At 59.3% G+C, this 17,009-nt stretch carries 14 protein-coding genes and 1 pseudogene; 11 read left to right on the top strand and 4 right to left on the bottom strand.

Annotated elements, in window-relative coordinates; all coding sequences use genetic code 11:
- Window positions 1–45: 45 nt before the first annotated feature.
- From AC1MDC_RS27460 to AC1MDC_RS27450, 3 genes are all read left to right on the top strand, one after another.
- Window positions 46–1,335: a M18 family aminopeptidase gene (locus tag AC1MDC_RS27460; RefSeq protein ID WP_085705327.1), complete on the top strand. Its 1,290-nt coding sequence runs from the start codon at window positions 46–48 to the stop codon at window positions 1,333–1,335.
- A gap of 132 nt (window positions 1,336–1,467) precedes the next feature.
- Window positions 1,468–1,644 (top strand): hypothetical protein, encoded by a 177-nt coding sequence (locus AC1MDC_RS27455; RefSeq protein WP_007960078.1) that lies wholly within the window; start codon window positions 1,468–1,470, stop codon window positions 1,642–1,644.
- Between the two features lie 76 nt (window positions 1,645–1,720).
- Window positions 1,721–3,880: a mechanosensitive ion channel family protein gene (locus tag AC1MDC_RS27450; RefSeq protein ID WP_085705329.1), complete on the top strand. Its 2,160-nt coding sequence runs from the start codon at window positions 1,721–1,723 to the stop codon at window positions 3,878–3,880.
- 409 nt (window positions 3,881–4,289) lie between these two features.
- Here AC1MDC_RS27450 and AC1MDC_RS27445 read toward each other — a convergent pair whose 3' ends face one another.
- Window positions 4,290–5,003: a UTRA domain-containing protein gene (locus AC1MDC_RS27445; protein WP_085701120.1), complete on the bottom strand. Its 714-nt coding sequence runs from the start codon at window positions 5,001–5,003 to the stop codon at window positions 4,290–4,292.
- Window positions 5,004–5,354: 351 nt separating this feature from the next.
- Between AC1MDC_RS27445 and AC1MDC_RS27440 the strand changes: the two genes are divergently transcribed.
- From AC1MDC_RS27440 to AC1MDC_RS27415, 6 genes are all read left to right on the top strand, one after another.
- Window positions 5,355–6,419 (top strand): ABC transporter substrate-binding protein, encoded by a 1,065-nt coding sequence (locus AC1MDC_RS27440; protein ID WP_085690470.1) that lies wholly within the window; start codon window positions 5,355–5,357, stop codon window positions 6,417–6,419.
- A 178-nt stretch (window positions 6,420–6,597) separates the two neighbouring features.
- Window positions 6,598–7,404, top strand: coding sequence for an alkaline phosphatase family protein (locus tag AC1MDC_RS27435; RefSeq protein ID WP_085701119.1), 807 nt, complete (start codon window positions 6,598–6,600; stop codon window positions 7,402–7,404).
- 5 nt (window positions 7,405–7,409) lie between these two features.
- Window positions 7,410–8,246: an ABC transporter permease gene (locus AC1MDC_RS27430; protein WP_170929806.1), complete on the top strand. Its 837-nt coding sequence runs from the start codon at window positions 7,410–7,412 to the stop codon at window positions 8,244–8,246.
- Window positions 8,233–9,033: an ABC transporter permease gene (locus AC1MDC_RS27425; RefSeq protein WP_085690467.1), complete on the top strand. Its 801-nt coding sequence runs from the start codon at window positions 8,233–8,235 to the stop codon at window positions 9,031–9,033. Before AC1MDC_RS27430 ends, AC1MDC_RS27425 begins: the two co-directional genes overlap by 14 nt.
- Complete coding sequence (locus tag AC1MDC_RS27420; protein ID WP_011333173.1) at window positions 9,030–10,019, top strand: ABC transporter ATP-binding protein; 990 nt, start codon at window positions 9,030–9,032, stop codon at window positions 10,017–10,019. Before AC1MDC_RS27425 ends, AC1MDC_RS27420 begins: the two co-directional genes overlap by 4 nt.
- A gap of 34 nt (window positions 10,020–10,053) precedes the next feature.
- Window positions 10,054–10,707, top strand: a complete 654-nt coding sequence (locus AC1MDC_RS27415; protein ID WP_085701116.1) for an HAD family hydrolase — start codon at window positions 10,054–10,056, stop codon at window positions 10,705–10,707.
- A gap of 45 nt (window positions 10,708–10,752) precedes the next feature.
- Here AC1MDC_RS27415 and AC1MDC_RS27410 read toward each other — a convergent pair whose 3' ends face one another.
- Entirely contained in the window at window positions 10,753–11,715 is a 963-nt protein-coding gene (locus AC1MDC_RS27410; protein ID WP_480394103.1) for a zinc-binding dehydrogenase, read from the bottom strand.
- 181 nt (window positions 11,716–11,896) lie between these two features.
- Here AC1MDC_RS27410 and AC1MDC_RS27405 point away from each other — a divergent pair, with 181 nt between their 5' ends.
- Together AC1MDC_RS27405 and AC1MDC_RS27400 are read left to right on the top strand one after the other, a co-directional pair.
- Entirely contained in the window at window positions 11,897–13,981 is a 2,085-nt protein-coding gene (locus AC1MDC_RS27405; RefSeq protein WP_170929802.1) for a carboxy terminal-processing peptidase, read from the top strand.
- Between the two features lie 133 nt (window positions 13,982–14,114).
- Window positions 14,115–15,905, top strand: a complete 1,791-nt coding sequence (locus tag AC1MDC_RS27400) for a bifunctional diguanylate cyclase/phosphodiesterase (protein WP_480394102.1) — start codon at window positions 14,115–14,117, stop codon at window positions 15,903–15,905.
- Window positions 15,906–16,040: 135 nt separating this feature from the next.
- On the opposite strand, the gene AC1MDC_RS27395 is transcribed toward AC1MDC_RS27400, so the two are convergent.
- Both AC1MDC_RS27395 and AC1MDC_RS27390 read right to left on the bottom strand, forming a co-directional pair.
- Entirely contained in the window at window positions 16,041–16,457 is a 417-nt protein-coding gene (locus AC1MDC_RS27395) for a hypothetical protein (RefSeq protein ID WP_480394101.1), read from the bottom strand.
- Window positions 16,457–17,009 (bottom strand): annotated as a pseudogene (locus AC1MDC_RS27390) (type IV secretion protein Rhs); the annotation flags it as partial. The pseudogene AC1MDC_RS27390 and the gene AC1MDC_RS27395, both read right to left, overlap by 1 nt.

Genomic DNA, 17,009 nt, shown 5'->3' with positions numbered 1-17,009 from the left:
AGGCCGATGCGTTAAACTCCCGCCCATTGCTGTCTGGAGCTTCTTATGCGCGAAGAGTTGAACCAAGGCCTGATCGACTTCCTCAAGGCCTCCCCTACCCCGTTCCACGCCACCGCCAGCCTTGTTCAACGGCTGGAGGCCGCCGGTTATGTGCGCCTCGACGAGCGTGAAACCTGGCACACCGAAGCCAATGGTCGTTACTACGTCACCCGTAACGACTCCTCGATTGTCGCGATCAAGATGGGCCGCAACTCACCGCTGCACGACGGCATCCGTCTGGTCGGCGCCCACACCGACAGCCCGTGCCTGCGAGTCAAACCACAACCTGAGCTGCAGCGCCAGGGCTTCTGGCAGCTCGGCGTCGAAGTCTACGGCGGTGCGCTGCTCGCACCGTGGTTCGACCGCGACCTGTCGCTGGCCGGCCGCGTCACCTTCCGCCGTGACGGCAAGGTCGAAAGCCAATTGATCGACTTCAAGGCCCCGATCGCGATCATTCCCAACCTGGCCATTCACCTCAACCGTGAAGCCAACCAGGGCTGGGCCATCAACGCCCAGACCGAACTGCCACCGATTCTCGCGCAGTTCGCCGGTGATGAGCGGGTGGACTTTCGCGCGGTGCTCACCGACCAACTGGCTCGTGAACATGGCCTCAACGCCGACGTGGTGCTGGATTACGAGCTGAGTTTCTACGACACCCAAAGCGCCGCCATCATCGGTCTGCATGGCGACTTCATCGCCGGTGCGCGCCTGGACAACCTGCTGTCGTGCTACGCCGGCCTGCAAGCCTTGCTGACCGCCGACACCGAAGAGACCTGCGTGCTGGTGTGTAACGACCACGAAGAAGTCGGTTCCTGCTCTGCCTGCGGCGCTGATGGCCCGATGCTGGAGCAGACCCTGCGCCGTCTGTTGCCGGAAGGTGACGAGTTCGTGCGCACCATCCAGAAATCCCTGCTGGTCTCGGCCGACAACGCCCACGGCGTGCACCCGAACTACGCCGAAAAGCACGACGCCAATCACGGTCCGAAACTCAACGCCGGCCCGGTGATCAAGGTCAACAGCAACCAGCGCTACGCCACCAACAGTGAAACCGCCGGTTTCTTCCGCCATCTGTGCATGGCCGAAGAAGTCCCGGTGCAGAGCTTCGTGGTACGCAGCGACATGGGTTGCGGCTCGACCATCGGCCCGATCACCGCCAGCCACCTGGGCGTGCGCACCGTCGATATCGGCCTGCCGACGTTCGCCATGCACTCGATCCGCGAACTGTGCGGCAGCCACGACCTGGCCCACCTGGTCAAAGTGCTGAGCGCGTTCTACGCCAGTCGCGAACTGCCGTAGGACACAGTCGGGATCGCAGCTTCGGGCTGCGATCCCTCGGCCTGTAAAACCGGCTCGGTTCTGATACAGATCACCACCGGTCGGCCAAATCCCACCTAGACTTAAATTATTTCCTTCGACAAGGCTGTCGCCATGATCTCGATGTCTGCGTTTCACTCCATGCTCATTCCCATCCTGTGCGGAATGATTCTGCTGGCCATCGGCTTCAACTTCCGTGACAAGAACGCCGGTGTGTTCGCCATGTGGATCGGCATGCTGATGATCCTGGCCACCGTGGTCTACAAGATCCTTGCCAAACTCAACGAATAAATCCGCCCCCGGCTCGCATTGAATCTGGCGGGCTCGTACACTCGCCCGATCCGCCCCTTGCGAGGTTGACCGCCTAGTGTTCGCTCGTCTTTTTGCCCTGCCCTGCCTGTTTCTCGTTTGCCTGATGACCCTGATGTCGCCGGCACCTGCCGATGCTGCCGGTCTGCCGGGGCTGCTCACGGGCTCCGGCAATACTCAGCCCGAAGCCCAGGCACCGCTCGGCCAGTCCCTGGACGAAGTCATCAAGTCGCTGGAAAACGACAAGCAACGCGCCCAGTTGCTGACTGATCTGAAAAAACTGCGCGACGCCACGAAAAAGGCCCAGGCCAGCCCGGAAGAAGGCGTGCTGGGACTGATCGGCGGCACCCTCGCCACCTTCGAAAAACAGTTCACCGGCGCCGACAGCCCGCTCAATCGCTGGTCCGCCGAATTCGACATGGCTCAGGACGAGCTCAAAGGCCTGATGCTGCCGGCCAGCGAATGGCTGCCGATCATCTTCGCCTTCGCCGTGATCCTCGCGGTCTGGAGCCTGCTCGCCGCCGCGCTGATCTGGCTCGGCCACCGGGTACGCATGCGCTTCGGTCTGACCGAAGAACTGCCGCAGAATCCCCGGGCCCTCGACATGTTGCGCTTCGCCCTGCGCAAGCTCGGGCCCTGGCTGATCGCGTTGGTGATCACGGTTTACATGAGCTACGCACTGCCCTCGTCACTGGGCAAAAGCCTGGCGATGGTGCTGGCGTATGCGCTGGTGGTCGGCACCTGTTTCTCGGCCATCTGCGTGATCGCCTTTTCCGTACTCGACGGCCCGCACCGCCATCGCGCGTTGTACATCCTGCGTCACCAGGCCTTCCGCCCGTTGTGGCTGATCGGCAGCTTCGCCGCCTTCGGTGAAGCCCTGAGCGATCCGCGACTGGTGGCCGGCCTCGGCGTACACCTGGCCCACACCGCCGCCACCGTCGCCAATGTCCTTGCGGCGCTGTCGACCGGGCTGTTCATCCTGCGCTTCCGCCGGCCGATCGCCCACCTGATCCGCAACCAGCCGTTGTCCCGGCGCCTGACCCGCCGCGCCCTCAGCGACACCATCGAAATCCTCGGCACCTTCTGGTACGTCCCGGCACTGGTGCTGGTCGGCATTTCCCTCTTCGCCACCTTCATCTCCGCCGGCGACACCAGCACCGCACTGCGCCAGTCACTGATCTGCACCGTGCTGCTGGTGTTGTGCATGGTCATCAACGGCCTCGTCCGCCGCCACGCCCTCAGACCCCAACGTGGCCCGAAACGTCATGCGTTGTATTCCGAGCGCCTGAAAAGCTTTTTCTACACCCTCGCCCATTTACTGGTGTGGCTGGCTTTCATCGAACTCGGCCTGCGGGTCTGGGGCATGTCACTGATCGGCTTCACCGAAGGCGAAGGCCACGACGTCAGCGTAAAAATCTTCAGCCTGATCGGTACGCTGATCTTCGCGTGGCTGATCTGGATTCTCAGCGACACCGCCGTCCACCACGCCCTCACCCGCTCCCGCAAAGGCCTGGCCAACGCCCGCGCGCAAACCATGATGCCGCTGATCCGCAACGTGCTTTTCGTGGCGATCTTCATCATCGCCCTGATCGTCGCCCTGGCAAACATGGGCATGAACGTCACGCCTCTGCTGGCCGGTGCCGGCGTGATCGGTCTGGCCATCGGCTTCGGCGCCCAGTCGCTCGTAGCGGATCTGATCACCGGCCTGTTCATCATCATCGAAGACTCCCTGGCCATCGACGACTACGTCGACGTCGGCGGCCACCTGGGCACCGTCGAAGGCCTGACCATCCGCACCGTTCGCCTGCGGGACATTGACGGCATCGTCCACACCATCCCGTTCAGCGAAATCAAAAGCATCAAAAACTACTCCCGCGAATTCGGCTACGCGATCTTCCGCGTGGCCGTGCCGTTCAACATGAGCATCGATGAAGCCATCAAACTGATGCGCGACGTCGGCCAGAAAATGCGCACAGATCCGCTGCAACGCCGCAACATCTGGTCGCCGCTGGAATTTCAGGGCGTGGAAAGCTTCGAATCCGGCAACGCGATACTGCGCGCAAGGTTCAAGACAGCACCGATCAAACAGTGGGAAGTTTCACGGGCGTTCAACCTGTCGCTGAAACGGCATCTGGATGAAGCCGGCCTGGATCTGGCGACGCCGAGGATGAATGTGCAAGTGATCACCGCAGGCGGTGGTGGCCAAACTCAAGAATAGATCCGGCGAATCTGACCGACTTCCGGCCGCCATCGCTGGCAAGCTAACTCCCACCACTCACCACGATGAGCGTTAGCTCGAGTAAAGCTTTTGATCTTTTGGCCCCATCGGAAGGCTGAGTGGAGGGATTTATCCGGGGGTGGGAGCGCAGCGACCGTGCGGCGCAGCCGCATGCATCGAGAGGAGGTGCAGCGAAGCAAACCGTAGGCGATGCCCCCGGATGAATCCCGGAACGAAGGAACACCGAGCCTCAGCGAGGTGCCGAACGCAGGGGCCCAGCGTTTTGGTTACTTTGGGGCGTTTGCCAAAGTGACTCGCCGTAAGGGCGAAACCGTCAGCGGCAGCACCCGAAGCAACGGATATTCACCCAAAACAACCCAAAACCTGGTCGGCCCAGAGGCCGCCAAGGTCAAACCACATCAACCCCCACGTGAATCGCATCATGCCGCCAAAACTCCAGATCACAATCAATCAACCGCCCGGCCTGATCATAATTAACCCGAGCAATCCTCAACCCCGGACTCCCCACCGAAACCCGTAAAGCCGCTGCCGCATCCACCGACAACGACGTCGGCACAATCTCGAACCGCACCCGCCCATAGTGCAAGTCGTAATGCCGCGCATACAGCTCGGTAATCGACTGATTCAAATCAAACTCCAGAATCCCCGGAAAAAACTGCGGATTCAGATAATGCTCCACATACAACACCAGCCGCCCATCGATCCGCCGCGACCGGCAAATCTGAATCACGCTCGACAACGCCGGCAACTGCAACCAGGCACATACCGCCGCTGACGCCGGTTGCAACCGCGCCGAAATCACCTCGGTCGACGGCACCCGCCCCTGCGCACTGACCATCGCGTGAAAGTGACTGCGCTGCATCAGGTTGTAGGCCAGACGCGGTGGCGACACGAACCAGCCCCGCCGCTCCTCGCGATAAATCTGCCCTTGCGCCTCCAGTTGCAACAAGGCTTCACGCACCGTAATCCGCGTCGTGCCGAACAACTCACTGAGCTTGCGCTCGGCCGGCAACTTGCTCCCCGCCGCCAGCAACCCGTGATCGAGCTGCTCCTGAAGGATCTGGCCAATCGCTGTCACCGCTTTTGTTGCCTCATCGCGCATCAACGTTACCTATCTGGACTAGACCAGCACTGTTTCGGGGCAAAACCGCACAGCTATTGCGCCATTCGGTCGTGTTGCAAGCCTAGGCAGTGCAGATGACCGAGAGATGACAAAACTACCGAACGGTCGCCCTGACAACTTGCAATACATCGGCCAAGTCCCTTGCCCACCGGGACTTTGAGGGTGGTCTACGCTTAGCGGGCAGCCGACGATATCGGCGAAATAAAGGGCGGGTCAGGTATCCGCCGACATCAAAGTGTCATCCAGCCCCCCTACATTGGCTCAGGTATTGCTGACCTAGACCAACACAAACCGCAATCGCAGCGTTGAACACGACCAAGGAGCTTCGGAATGAAACAGCTTTTCCTGGCAACACTGTTAGGCTCGACCATTGCCATGTGCACCGCCGCCATGGCGGCTGATGATCTGAAAACCCTCGAAGCCGCTGCGAAAGCGGAAGGCGCCGTCAACAGCGTCGGCATGCCCGATGACTGGGCCAACTGGAAAGGCACCTGGGAAGACCTGGCCAAGAACTACGGCCTGAAACACATCGACACCGACATGAGTTCGGCCCAGGAAATCGCCAAGTTCGCCGCCGAGAAAGACAACGCCACCGCCGACATCGGCGACGTCGGCGCGGCTTTCGGCCCGATCGCCGTCAAGCAAGGCGTGGTGCAACCGTACAAGCCGACCACCTGGGATCAAGTACCGGACTGGGCCAAGGACAAGGACGGCAACTGGGCACTGGCCTACACCGGCACCATCGCTTTCATCGTCAACAAGAAGCTGCTGCACGGCTCCGAAGTTCCGACCAAATGGGCTGACCTCAAGGGCGGCAAATACAAGGTTTCCATCGGTGACGTGAGCACCGCTGCACAAGCTGCCAACGGTGTACTCGCCGCTGCGCTGGCCAACGGCGGCGACGAGAAAAACCTCCAGCCTGCCCTGCTGCTGTTCGCAGACATCGCCAAGCAGGGTCGCCTGTCGATGGCCAACCCGACCATCGCCACCATGGAAAAAGGCGAGATCGAAGTCGGCGTGGTCTGGGACTTCAACGGCCTGAGCTACAAGGCCAAGATGGCCAACCCGGATGACTACGTGGTGCTGATTCCGTCAGACGGCTCGGTGATTTCCGGCTACACCACCATCATCAACAAATACGCGAAGAACCCGAACGCCGCCAAGCTGACCCGCGAATACATCTTCAGTGACGCCGGCCAGACCAACCTCGCCCGCGGCAACGCTCGCCCGATCCGCGCCGAGCACCTGCAATTGCCGGAAGACGTGAAAGCCAAACTGCTGCCGAACGAGCAGTACAAGAAGGTCACACCGATCAAGGACGCCGATGCGTGGGAAAAAACCTCCAAGGCCCTGCCGCAGAAGTGGAACGAAGAAGTCATCGTAGAGATGAAGTAAGCCCGTAAGTCCCGCTTCCGGGATTGCTGGAGATCCCTGTGGGAGCGAGCTTGCTCGCGAATGCGGTCTTTCGTTCAACATTGATGTTGGCTGACACGACACCTTCGCGAGCAAGCTCGCTCCCACAAGGGCTCCCGACTGAATCTGAAATTTTCTGTTTCGCGGAGTTTTTGCCCCTATGAAGCACACCGTCATCCTTGTCGTGCTCGACGGCCTCAGTTACGAGGTTGCGTGTCACGCCATGGGGCATCTGCAGGCTTACGTTGGCGCAGGACGCGCGGCGCTGTACCAGCTGGAGTGCGAGCTGCCGGCCCTGTCCCGACCGCTTTACGAATGCATCCTCACCGGCGTGCCACCGATCGAGAGCGGCATCGTCCACAACAACGTCTCGCGCCTGTCCAACCAGCGCAGCATATATCACTACGCCCGCGATGCCGGTCTGAAAACCGCCGCCGCGGCGTACCACTGGGTCAGCGAGCTCTACAACCGCTCGCCGTTCGTGGCGGCTCGGGATCGGCATACCGATGACCCGACGCTACCGATCCAGCACGGCCACTTCTACTGGAACGATCACTACCCGGACTCGCACCTGTTCGCCGACGCCGAAAACCTGCGCCTGCGCCACGCCCCGGATTTTCTGCTGATCCATCCGATGAACATCGACGACGCCGGCCACAAGCACGGCCTCGACACCCCGCAATACCGCAACAGCGCGCGCAGCGCCGACATCATCCTCGCCGACTACCTGCAAGGCTGGCTCGACGCCGGTTACCAAGTGCTGGTGACTGCCGACCACGGCATGAACAACGACCGCTCGCACAACGGCCTGCTGCCGGAAGAACGCCAGGTGCCGTTGTTCGTACTCGGTGACGCTTTCAGCCTGCACGCCGGCGCCACGCCGAAGCAGACCGACATCTGCGGCACCGTCTGCGAACTGCTCGGCGTACCCCACGACAAACCTGTTTGCCGGGAGTTGCTCAAGTGAACTCAATGACTCGCGGCAAATGGCTGGCCGCCCTGTGCCTGGTGCCTTTCGCGCTGTTCTTTATCGCGTTCGAAATCGCCCCGCTGATCTGGGTGATGATCAACAGCCTGCAATCGGAAGAATTCGGTTGGGGCTTCGCCAACTTCAGCAGGATCTTCAGCTCGAAGTTCTACCTGCAGGCGATCCAGTACAGCCTCGAAATCAGTTTCTGGTCGAGTGTGTTCGGGATCATCATCGCGGTGCTGGGTGCGTACTCCCTGCGCCGGGTCGATTCGAAACTGCGCAACTTCGTCAATGCCTTCGCCAACATGACCAGCAACTTCGCCGGCGTGCCTCTGGCGTTTGCCTTCATCATCCTGCTCGGCTTCAACGGCAGCATCACCATCATGTTGAAGCAGGCCGGGATCATCGAAGACTTCAACCTGTACTCGAAAACCGGGTTGATCATCCTCTACACCTACTTCCAGATTCCCCTCGGCGTCCTGCTGCTGTACCCGGCATTCGATGCGCTGCGTGAAGACTGGCGCGAATCCGCCGCCCTGCTCGGCGCTGACAGCTGGCAGTTCTGGCGCCACATCGGCCTGCCGGTGCTGACCCCGGCCCTGCTCGGCACCTTCGTGATCCTGCTGGCCAATGCCCTCGGCGCCTACGCCACGGTTTACGCGCTGACCACCGGCAACTTCAACGTATTGCCGATCCGGATTGCGGCGATGGTGTCCGGCGACATTTCCCTCGATCCGAACCTGGCCAGCGCCCTGGCCGTCGTGCTGGTGGCGCTGATGACCCTGGTGACCGTCGTGCATCAACTGTTGCTGAAGAGGAGCTACCATGTCTCGCGCTGAATCCGGCCCGGCCGGCGTCTACCACCGCGTCGTGGTGTATCTGCTGTTCGCCATCCTGCTTCTGCCGCTGCTGGGCACGCTGATCTACTCGATTGCCAGCAGCTGGTCGGCCACCATCCTGCCCAGCGGTTTCACTTTCAAGTGGTACGTCCAGTTGTGGAGCGACCCGCGCTTCCTGCACGCCTTCGGTCAGTCGCTGCTGGTGTGCGTCGGCGCGCTGATCCTGTCGGTGGTGCTGATCCTGCCGCTGCTGTTCGTGGTGCATTACCACTTCCCGAAACTCGATGCGCTGATGAACATCCTGATCCTGCTGCCCTTTGCGGTGCCGCCGGTGGTGTCGTCGGTGGGGCTGTTGCAGCTTTACGGTTCCGGGCCGTTCGCGATGGTCGGCACGCCGTGGATCCTGATCGGTTGCTACTTCACCGTTGCCCTGCCGTTCATGTACCGGGCGATCACCAACAACCTGCAAGCGATCAACCTGCGCGACTTGATGGACGCCGCCCAACTGCTCGGCGCCAGCACCTTTCAGGCAGCTTTCCTGGTGGTACTGCCGAACCTGCGCAAAGGCCTGATGGTCGCCTTGCTGTTGTCGTTCTCGTTCCTGTTCGGTGAGTTCGTGTTCGCCAACATTCTGGTCGGCACCCGCTACGAAACCCTGCAGGTCTACCTCAACAACATGCGTAACAGCAGCGGCCACTTCACCAGTGCGCTGGTGATCTCCTACTTCTTTTTCGTGCTGGTCCTGACCTGGGTCGCCAACATCTTGAACAAGGACAAAAGCGAATGAGCTATGTCAGCGTCCAACACCTTCAGAAAAACTACGCGGGCACCACGGTGTTCAGCGACATCAACTGCGAAATCCAGAAGGGTGAATTCGTCACCCTGCTCGGCCCATCGGGTTGCGGCAAATCCACCTTGCTGCGCTGCATCGCCGGCCTGACGCCGGTGGATGGCGGCAAGATTCTGCTCGATGGTGTCGACATCGTGCCGCTCACCCCGCAGAAACGCGGGATCGGCATGGTGTTCCAAAGCTACGCGCTGTTTCCCAACATGACCGTTGAACAGAACGTCGCCTTCGGTTTGCGCATGCAAAAGGTCAACGCCGACGACAGCCACAAGCGGGTTGCCGAAGTGTTGAAACTGGTTGAACTCAACGATTTCGCCAGCCGCTATCCGCATCAGTTGTCCGGCGGTCAATGCCAGCGTGTCGCCCTCGCCCGCTCGCTGGTCACCCGTCCGCGCCTGTTGCTGCTGGATGAACCGCTGTCGGCCCTCGATGCACGGATTCGCAAACACCTGCGTGAGCAGATCCGTCAGATCCAGCGCGAACTCGGCCTGACCACGATTTTCGTCACACACGATCAGGAAGAAGCGCTGACCATGTCTGACCGGATTTTCCTGATGAATCAGGGAAAGATCGTACAAAGCGGCGACGCCGAAACCCTCTACACCGCGCCGGTCGACGTGTTCGCTGCCGGCTTCATCGGCAACTACAATCTGCTGGATGCCGAAAGTGCGTCGAAGCTGTTGCAGCGGCCGATCAACCACCGCATCGCGATTCGCCCGGAGGCCATCGAATTGAGTCTGAGCGGTGAGCCCGACGCGCAAATCCGCAGCCACAGCCTGCTGGGCAACGTGATTCGCTACCGCGTCGAAGCCCGGGGCGTGGAACTGGTGGTGGATGTGCTGAATCGTTCGGCAGCGGATCTGCATCCCGACGGTCAGCGCCTGTCACTTTCCATCGATCCCACCGCCCTGTGTGAGGTAGCCTGATGACTTTGCTGACACCCAAGAGGGAACTGAACTGATGGCCCTGGCAATTTTTGATCTGGACGACACGCTGATTCATGGTGACTGCGCAACGCTATGGTGCGAGCAGATGGGGCGCCTGGGCTGGGTCGATCCCGAGTCGTTCATGCGCAGGAACAATGAGCTGATGGACGCCTACAGCCATGGCAAGTTGCGCATGGAGGACTACATGGACTTCAGCCTCGAGCCGCTGATCGGCCGCACCTCGGAAGAAGTCGAGCATCTGGTAGCGCCGTGGGTTGAAGACTTCATCGAACCCATCATCTTCAGCGATGCCACCAGGACCATCGCCGCCCACCGCCAGGCCGGCGACCGGATTCTGGTGATCTCGGCCTCGGGCACGCACCTGGTGAAACCGATTGCCGAACGGCTGGGTATCGACGAAGTTCTGGCCATCGAACTGGAAGTGGCGCATGGCGTGTACAGCGGCCAGACCGTAGGCACCCTGACCTACCGCGAAGGCAAAATCACCCGGTTGCTGGAATGGCTGGACGCCGAAGAAGAAAATCTTGAGGGCGCGAGTTTCTATTCCGACTCACGCAATGACCTGCCGCTGCTGCTGAAAGTGGATTACCCGCATGTGGTCAATCCGGATCCGGTGTTGCTTGCGCAGGCCGAGAAATCCGGCTGGCCGATTCACCTCTGGAAGTAAGCGATTGCCTTGTGGGAGCAGGCCTGCTCCCACAAGCATCGATGATCAACTCAGGCTTTCGTCGATCACCAGCACCAGCTTCCCCGCCACCGTGTTGCTCGCCAGCTCGGCGAACGCCGCCTCCGCATCCTTGATCGGGAAAGCCTTGGCCAGTTGCGGCTTCAGGCGCCCTTCGGAAAACAGCGGCCACACGTGCTGGCTCAGATCGCTGAACAGATCGGCCTTGAACTGATCGTCACGGCTGCGCAGGGTCGAGCCCAGCAGTTGCACGCGCTTGGCCAGCACCTGGGCCAGATCCAGTTTCGCTTCACGGCCACCCATCAGACCGATCAGCACCCAGCGGCCGTCCTGAGCCATCAGCTTCAGATTCAGCGCTGAATAATTGCCGCCGACCGGATCCAGAATCACATCGAACGGCCCGAAATCCCGGAGACTTTCCAGATCATCGGTGCGCACCACCCCGCCCTGGGCACCCAGCGATTCGCAATAGGCCAGTCGCTCAGCCGAGCCGACGCTGACCCAGCATGGATTGCCGAAAGCCTTGCACAGTTGAATCGCGGCTGAGCCGATGCCACTGGCCCCGGCGTGCAGAAGAACTTTCTCACCCGGTTTGAGCGCAGCGAGTTGAAACACATTCAGCCAGACGGTCGCGTACACCTCGAGCAAGGCAGCGGCCTCGATCAGCGATACACCTTCCGGAACCGGCAGCACATGCCGTCCGTCGACGACCACCTCTTGCGCCATCCCGCCCCCGGCCAGCAGGGCGCAGACCCGGTCACCGACCTGCCAAGAAGAGCCCGCGCCGACCTCGCAGATCACCCCGGAGCACTCAAGACCCAGCACCTGGCTGGCACCCGGAGGGGGCGGATAAAGTCCGGCTTTCTGTAATAAATCCGCACGATTGAGGCCCGCTGCCGCTACTCGGATGCGAACTTGTCCTACATCACATGTAGGACTTGGTTCATCAACCCATGCCACTTGACCTTCAACGCCTTGCAATGCCTTCACAGTGCCTCCATAGTGAGTCTGGACTGAGCCCGAAGCTGTAGCGCCGGGCTTTTTGCATTATGCGACCGGCCCTGGGGTCTGAACGAACGCTGAACAGCAGTTATCGTACAGAGCGTAGAGGTACCGGCGACTTCAAAGACGGCCTAATATGCGTTATCAATTGTCCCCGCGTCGAATCAGCATGAAGCATCTGCTCCCCAGCACCGCCCTCGCTCTTTTCATCGGTATCGGCCTGTTGCCGGTGTCGGGCACCACCTTCGCAGCCAACAGCTGGGACAAGTTGCAGCCTGATCGCGACGAAGTGATCGCCAGTCTGAACGTCGTCGAGTTGCTCAAGCGTCACCACTACAGCAAGCCGCCGCTCGACGATGCGCGCTCGGTGATCATCTACGACAGCTACATCAAGCTGCTCGACCCGTCGCGCAGCTATTTCATGGCCAGCGACATCGCCGAATTCGACAAGTGGAAGACCCAGTTCGACGACTTCCTCAAGAGCGGCGACCTCAACGCCGGGTTCACCATCTACAAGCGCTATCTGGACCGCGTGAAGGCGCGTCTGGACTTCGCCCTTGCCGAGCTGAACAAAGGCGTCGACAAGATGGACTTCACCACCAAGGAAACCTTGCTGATCGATCGCAAGGACGCTCCTTGGCTCAAGTCCACCGCCGAACTCGATGACCTGTGGCGCAAACGCGTCAAGGACGAGGTGCTGCGGCAGAAGATCGCCGGCAAAGACCCGAAGCAGATCCAGGAAACCCTGACCAAACGCTACAAGAATCAACTGGCGCGTCTGGACCAGACCCGCGCCGAAGACATCTTCCAGGCATACATCAACACCTTCGCGATGTCTTACGATCCGCACACCAACTATCTGTCGCCGGATAACGCGGAGAACTTCGACATCAACATGAGCCTGTCCCTCGAGGGCATCGGCGCCGTGTTGCAGAGCGACAACGACCAGGTGAAAGTCGTGCGTCTGGTGCCCGCAGGCCCGGCCGACAAGACCAAGCAGGTTGCTCCGGCCGACAAGATCATCGGTGTTGCCCAGGGCAACAAAGAGATGGTCGACGTGGTCGGCTGGCGTCTGGACGAAGTGGTCAAGCTGATCCGTGGCCCGAAAGGCACCGTGGTGCGTCTGGAAGTGATTCCGGCCAGCAATGCGCCGAACGACCAGACCAGCAAGATCGTGCCGATCACCCGTGAAGCGGTGAAGCTCGAAGACCAGGCCGTGAAGAAGTCCGTGCTGAACCTGAAACAGGACGGCCGCGACTACAAGCTCGGCGTGATCGAGATTCCGGCGTTCTACCTCGACTTCAAGGCCTTCCGTGCCGGCGATCCGGACTACAAGAGCACCACCCGCGACGTCAAGAAGCTGCTGACCGAACTGCAGAAAGAGAAAGTCGACGGCGTGGTCATCGACCTGCGCAACAACGGCGGCGGTTCCCTGCAGGAAGCCACCGAGCTGACCAGCCTGTTCATCGACAAGGGCCCTACCGTGCTCGTGCGCAACGCCGATGGCCGGGTCGATGTACTTGAAGATGAAAACCCGGGCGCGTTCTACAAAGGCCCGATGGCGTTGCTGGTCAACCGCCTGTCCGCCTCGGCTTCGGAGATCTTCGCCGGCGCCATGCAGGACTACCACCGTGCGCTGATCATCGGTGGCCAGACCTTCGGCAAAGGCACCGTGCAGACCATTCAGCCGCTGAACCATGGCGAACTGAAACTGACCCTGGCCAAGTTCTACCGGGTTTCCGGTCAGAGCACCCAGCATCAGGGCGTCCTGCCGGACATCGATTACCCGTCGATCATCGACACCAAGGAAATCGGCGAAAGCGCCCTGCCGGAAGCCATGCCGTGGGACACCATCCGCGCGGCGATCAAACCGGCGAGCGATCCGTTCAAACCGTACCTGGCCCAGCTGAAATCCGAGCATGACACCCGTTCCGCCAAGGACGCGGAGTTCGTGTTCATCCGCGACAAGCTGGCCCTGGCGCAAAAGCTGCTGGAAGAGAAAACCGTCAGCCTCAATGAAGCCGAACGCCGTGCCCAGCACGCCGATATCGACGCCAAGCAACTGGCGATGGAAAACATCCGTCGCAAGGCCAAAGGCGAAGAACCGCTCAAAGAGCTGAAGAAAGAAGACGACGACGCCCTGGCAGCCGCCGAGCCGGACAAGGTCAAACCGGAAGACGACGCCTACCTGAGCGAGACCGGCCGCGTGCTGCTGGATTACCTGAAGCTGAGCAACCAGGTCGCAAAGAAGTAAGGTGATGGCAATTTAATGCTGACGATCCCCGGATCGTCATCAAACAGTCATCATTCTGTCGTGCAATAAAGGACTGGGAGCGGTTCTCTTCATCGAGAACGCTCCCAGTCCTTTTTTATCGCCAGAGATTGCCATGACCACGACCGAACAGCTGAGTGCCTTGAGCTCGATCCTGACTCAAAGCGGTTTACACAGTCTGTTCCAGCCGATCATTTGCCTCTCCGAACGACGCATTCTTGGCTACGAAGCCTTGACCCGCGGCCCGTCCAACAGCCCGCTGCACTCCCCCATCGCCCTGTTCGCCGTGGCCCGCCAGGCCGGCCGCTTGAGCGAACTGGAAATCGCCTGCCGCCAGAGTGCCTGTCGTCGTTTCAACGAACAGCAATTGCCGGGCAAACTGTTTCTCAACGTCTCTCCCGAATCCCTGCTCGAAGCCGCGCACCAGCCGGGGCGGACACTGCAGTTGCTACAGGATTTTGGTATTCCGCCGAGTCAGGTGGTGATCGAACTCACCGAACAGACACCGATCGACGACTTTCAGTTGCTGCAAACCGCGCTGCATCACTACCGGGCGATGGGTTTTTCGATTGCTCTCGACGATCTGGGCGCGGGTTACTCGAGCCTGCGCCTGTGGTCGGAGCTGCGGCCGGATTACGTGAAGATCGACCGGCACTTTATCGACGGCATTCATCAGGACGCGTTGAAGCGTGAGTTCGTCGGATCGATCCTGCAAATCGCCAAGGCCTCGCGGGCGCAGGTGATTGCCGAGGGCATCGAGTTGCCGGAAGAGTTGGCGGTGCTGACCGAGATGGGCGTTGATCTGGTCCAGGGCTATTTGCTGGGGCGCCCGCAGGAACATCCGTCACGCGACGCCCGGACCCTGATGCCCAAACACGACAGTAGCGCCGTGGCGCTGAATGACGAAGGCAGCGACCTGAGCGCCCTGCTCATCGATCAACCGGCCGTGAATCGCGACACACCGACCGCCACCGTACTGGAAGCCTTCCGCCGCCAGGCCAACCTGAACTCACTGGCGGTGCTCGACGAACAGGGTCAGCCGTGCGGCATCGTTCATCGTCATTCATTGTCCGATGCCCTTCTCAAGCCGTTCGCCACCGACCTGTTCGCTCGCAAACCGATCAGCCGACTGATGAACGACGACTTCCTCGCCGTGGAAATGAGCCAGTCACTGCAACAGGTCAGCCGTCTGATCACCAGCCGCGCCCGACAACGCATCGAAGAAGACTTCATCATCACCCTCAACGGCAGCTATCTGGGTCTGGGCAGGGTGATCGACGTGCTCAAACTGATTACCGAACTGAAAATCCAGCAGGCTCGGTATGCCAATCCGCTGACCTTGCTGCCGGGGAATGTGCCGATTCAGCAATGCCTCACCCGACTACTACAACAGGGGCGCGAGTCGGTCATTTGCTATGTCGACATCGACAGTTTCAAACCCTTTAACGATATCTATGGGTATGGGCGTGGGGATGAGGTGTTGTTGTGTCTGGCGCAATGCCTAAACGAACGCGTCGACCCGTCCCGCGATTTTGTTGGCCACATCGGTGGTGACGATTTCCTGTTGGTGCTCGGCCCGGAAGATTGGCGCAAACGGCTGAACCAATTGCTTGATGATTTCCAAAGCCAATGCCGTCGCTTCTACCGCCCCGAACATCTAGACGCTGGTTGTTTTATTGCGCCGAACCGCCAGGGTATTCGTCAGGAGTTTCCATTGCTGTCATTGTCCATTGGCGTGGTGCATTTGCATCCTGAAACTTGTGCGCAACTGGATGCGAGTCAATTGGCGGAAATGGCTTCGCAGGCGAAGCATCATGCGAAGAATGTTCCGGGGTATAGTGTGCATTTGATTGATAGTCTCGCCGCTTCCGAGCTTCATTCTCCGCAACTAATGGGTCAACACTGAGCCCCAGACCACGTCCCCCGCGGAAGCAGGGCTGCACACGAAGGGGTAGGTTAATGTACTAACTACTTACCTAGACACTAATTCAGCAAATAACGCCAATAACACCCATTCTTTGTTTTAATTTTATAGTCACACTCACCACATGGATCTATCCTCACTCGCTGCGAGCTCAAGGTCTTCCCTCCAGACATCTCCCGCCAAACGGTAGACCTCTTTAAAAAAACAACGCGAACTGTCTAACGAATACCATTCCCCCCTAGGCCAACTAGATGTCTCGTACTCATCAATATCAAAGAGACTATTAAAATTATAGTTTGAATCATCTAACGCTACTTTTAAAGCCTCAACCAAAACCAGCTTATGCCTATACGAAAGGTATGGCAGATTCAGACAATACTTCCTGATAAGAATCTCTCTATCAGCAGAATTATTAGGATTGTAAACCTCGAGTTCCGCACCTCGAGTTTCCTCCCGATCATAAACGTCGAAAACGCCTATAAACCACATCAAATCCGGTTCAAACTTTTCATTTAAATATGGATCTTTCAACATCACTTCACCTCGGTCGGAAATGCTGTAAATGGATTTTGTGTATTTACCTGATCAAACTTAACCTCAAACCAATTCAAATTTTCATTCAAGCTAGGATTTTGATCGTCTTTTTTGTTCGGCTTGTACCCACGCCCTGCACCAGGTAGTTCCAATCTCACTATTGGATTTTTGTTATGATCTTTTCCGGTGTGCATAATCAAGCCATTCTTATCCTTCGTCATCGCTTTATTTAGTGCGCCCAAATGCATGCGCCAATTATGAAATTGAGAGCTCCGGTTGCCTTTCGCACCTTTTGGGATTAATCCAGTGTGAGGATTCGCACCATTGATTGCTCTCTGTTCAAGAGCTTTATCAGAAATTTCTGAACTGTGCTTTTCGACAGTGTGCATTCCATACCGCTTTTCATATTCCCACACACGCCTCTTCGCATTCGCCTCTGCCAACTCATCAATCTTCGCCCGCCGTTCCTGCGCTGTCATCTTCGGCAGCTGCGGCTCGCCTTTATCAACAACCGAACCACCTACCCCATCCGGCACCGAACACCCCGGCCTA

The sequence above is a fragment of the Pseudomonas sp. 1 genome (assembly GCF_056626735.1).
The sequence above is the reverse complement of the archived record's forward strand: the minus strand, read 5'-3'. Positions and strand labels throughout refer to the sequence as shown.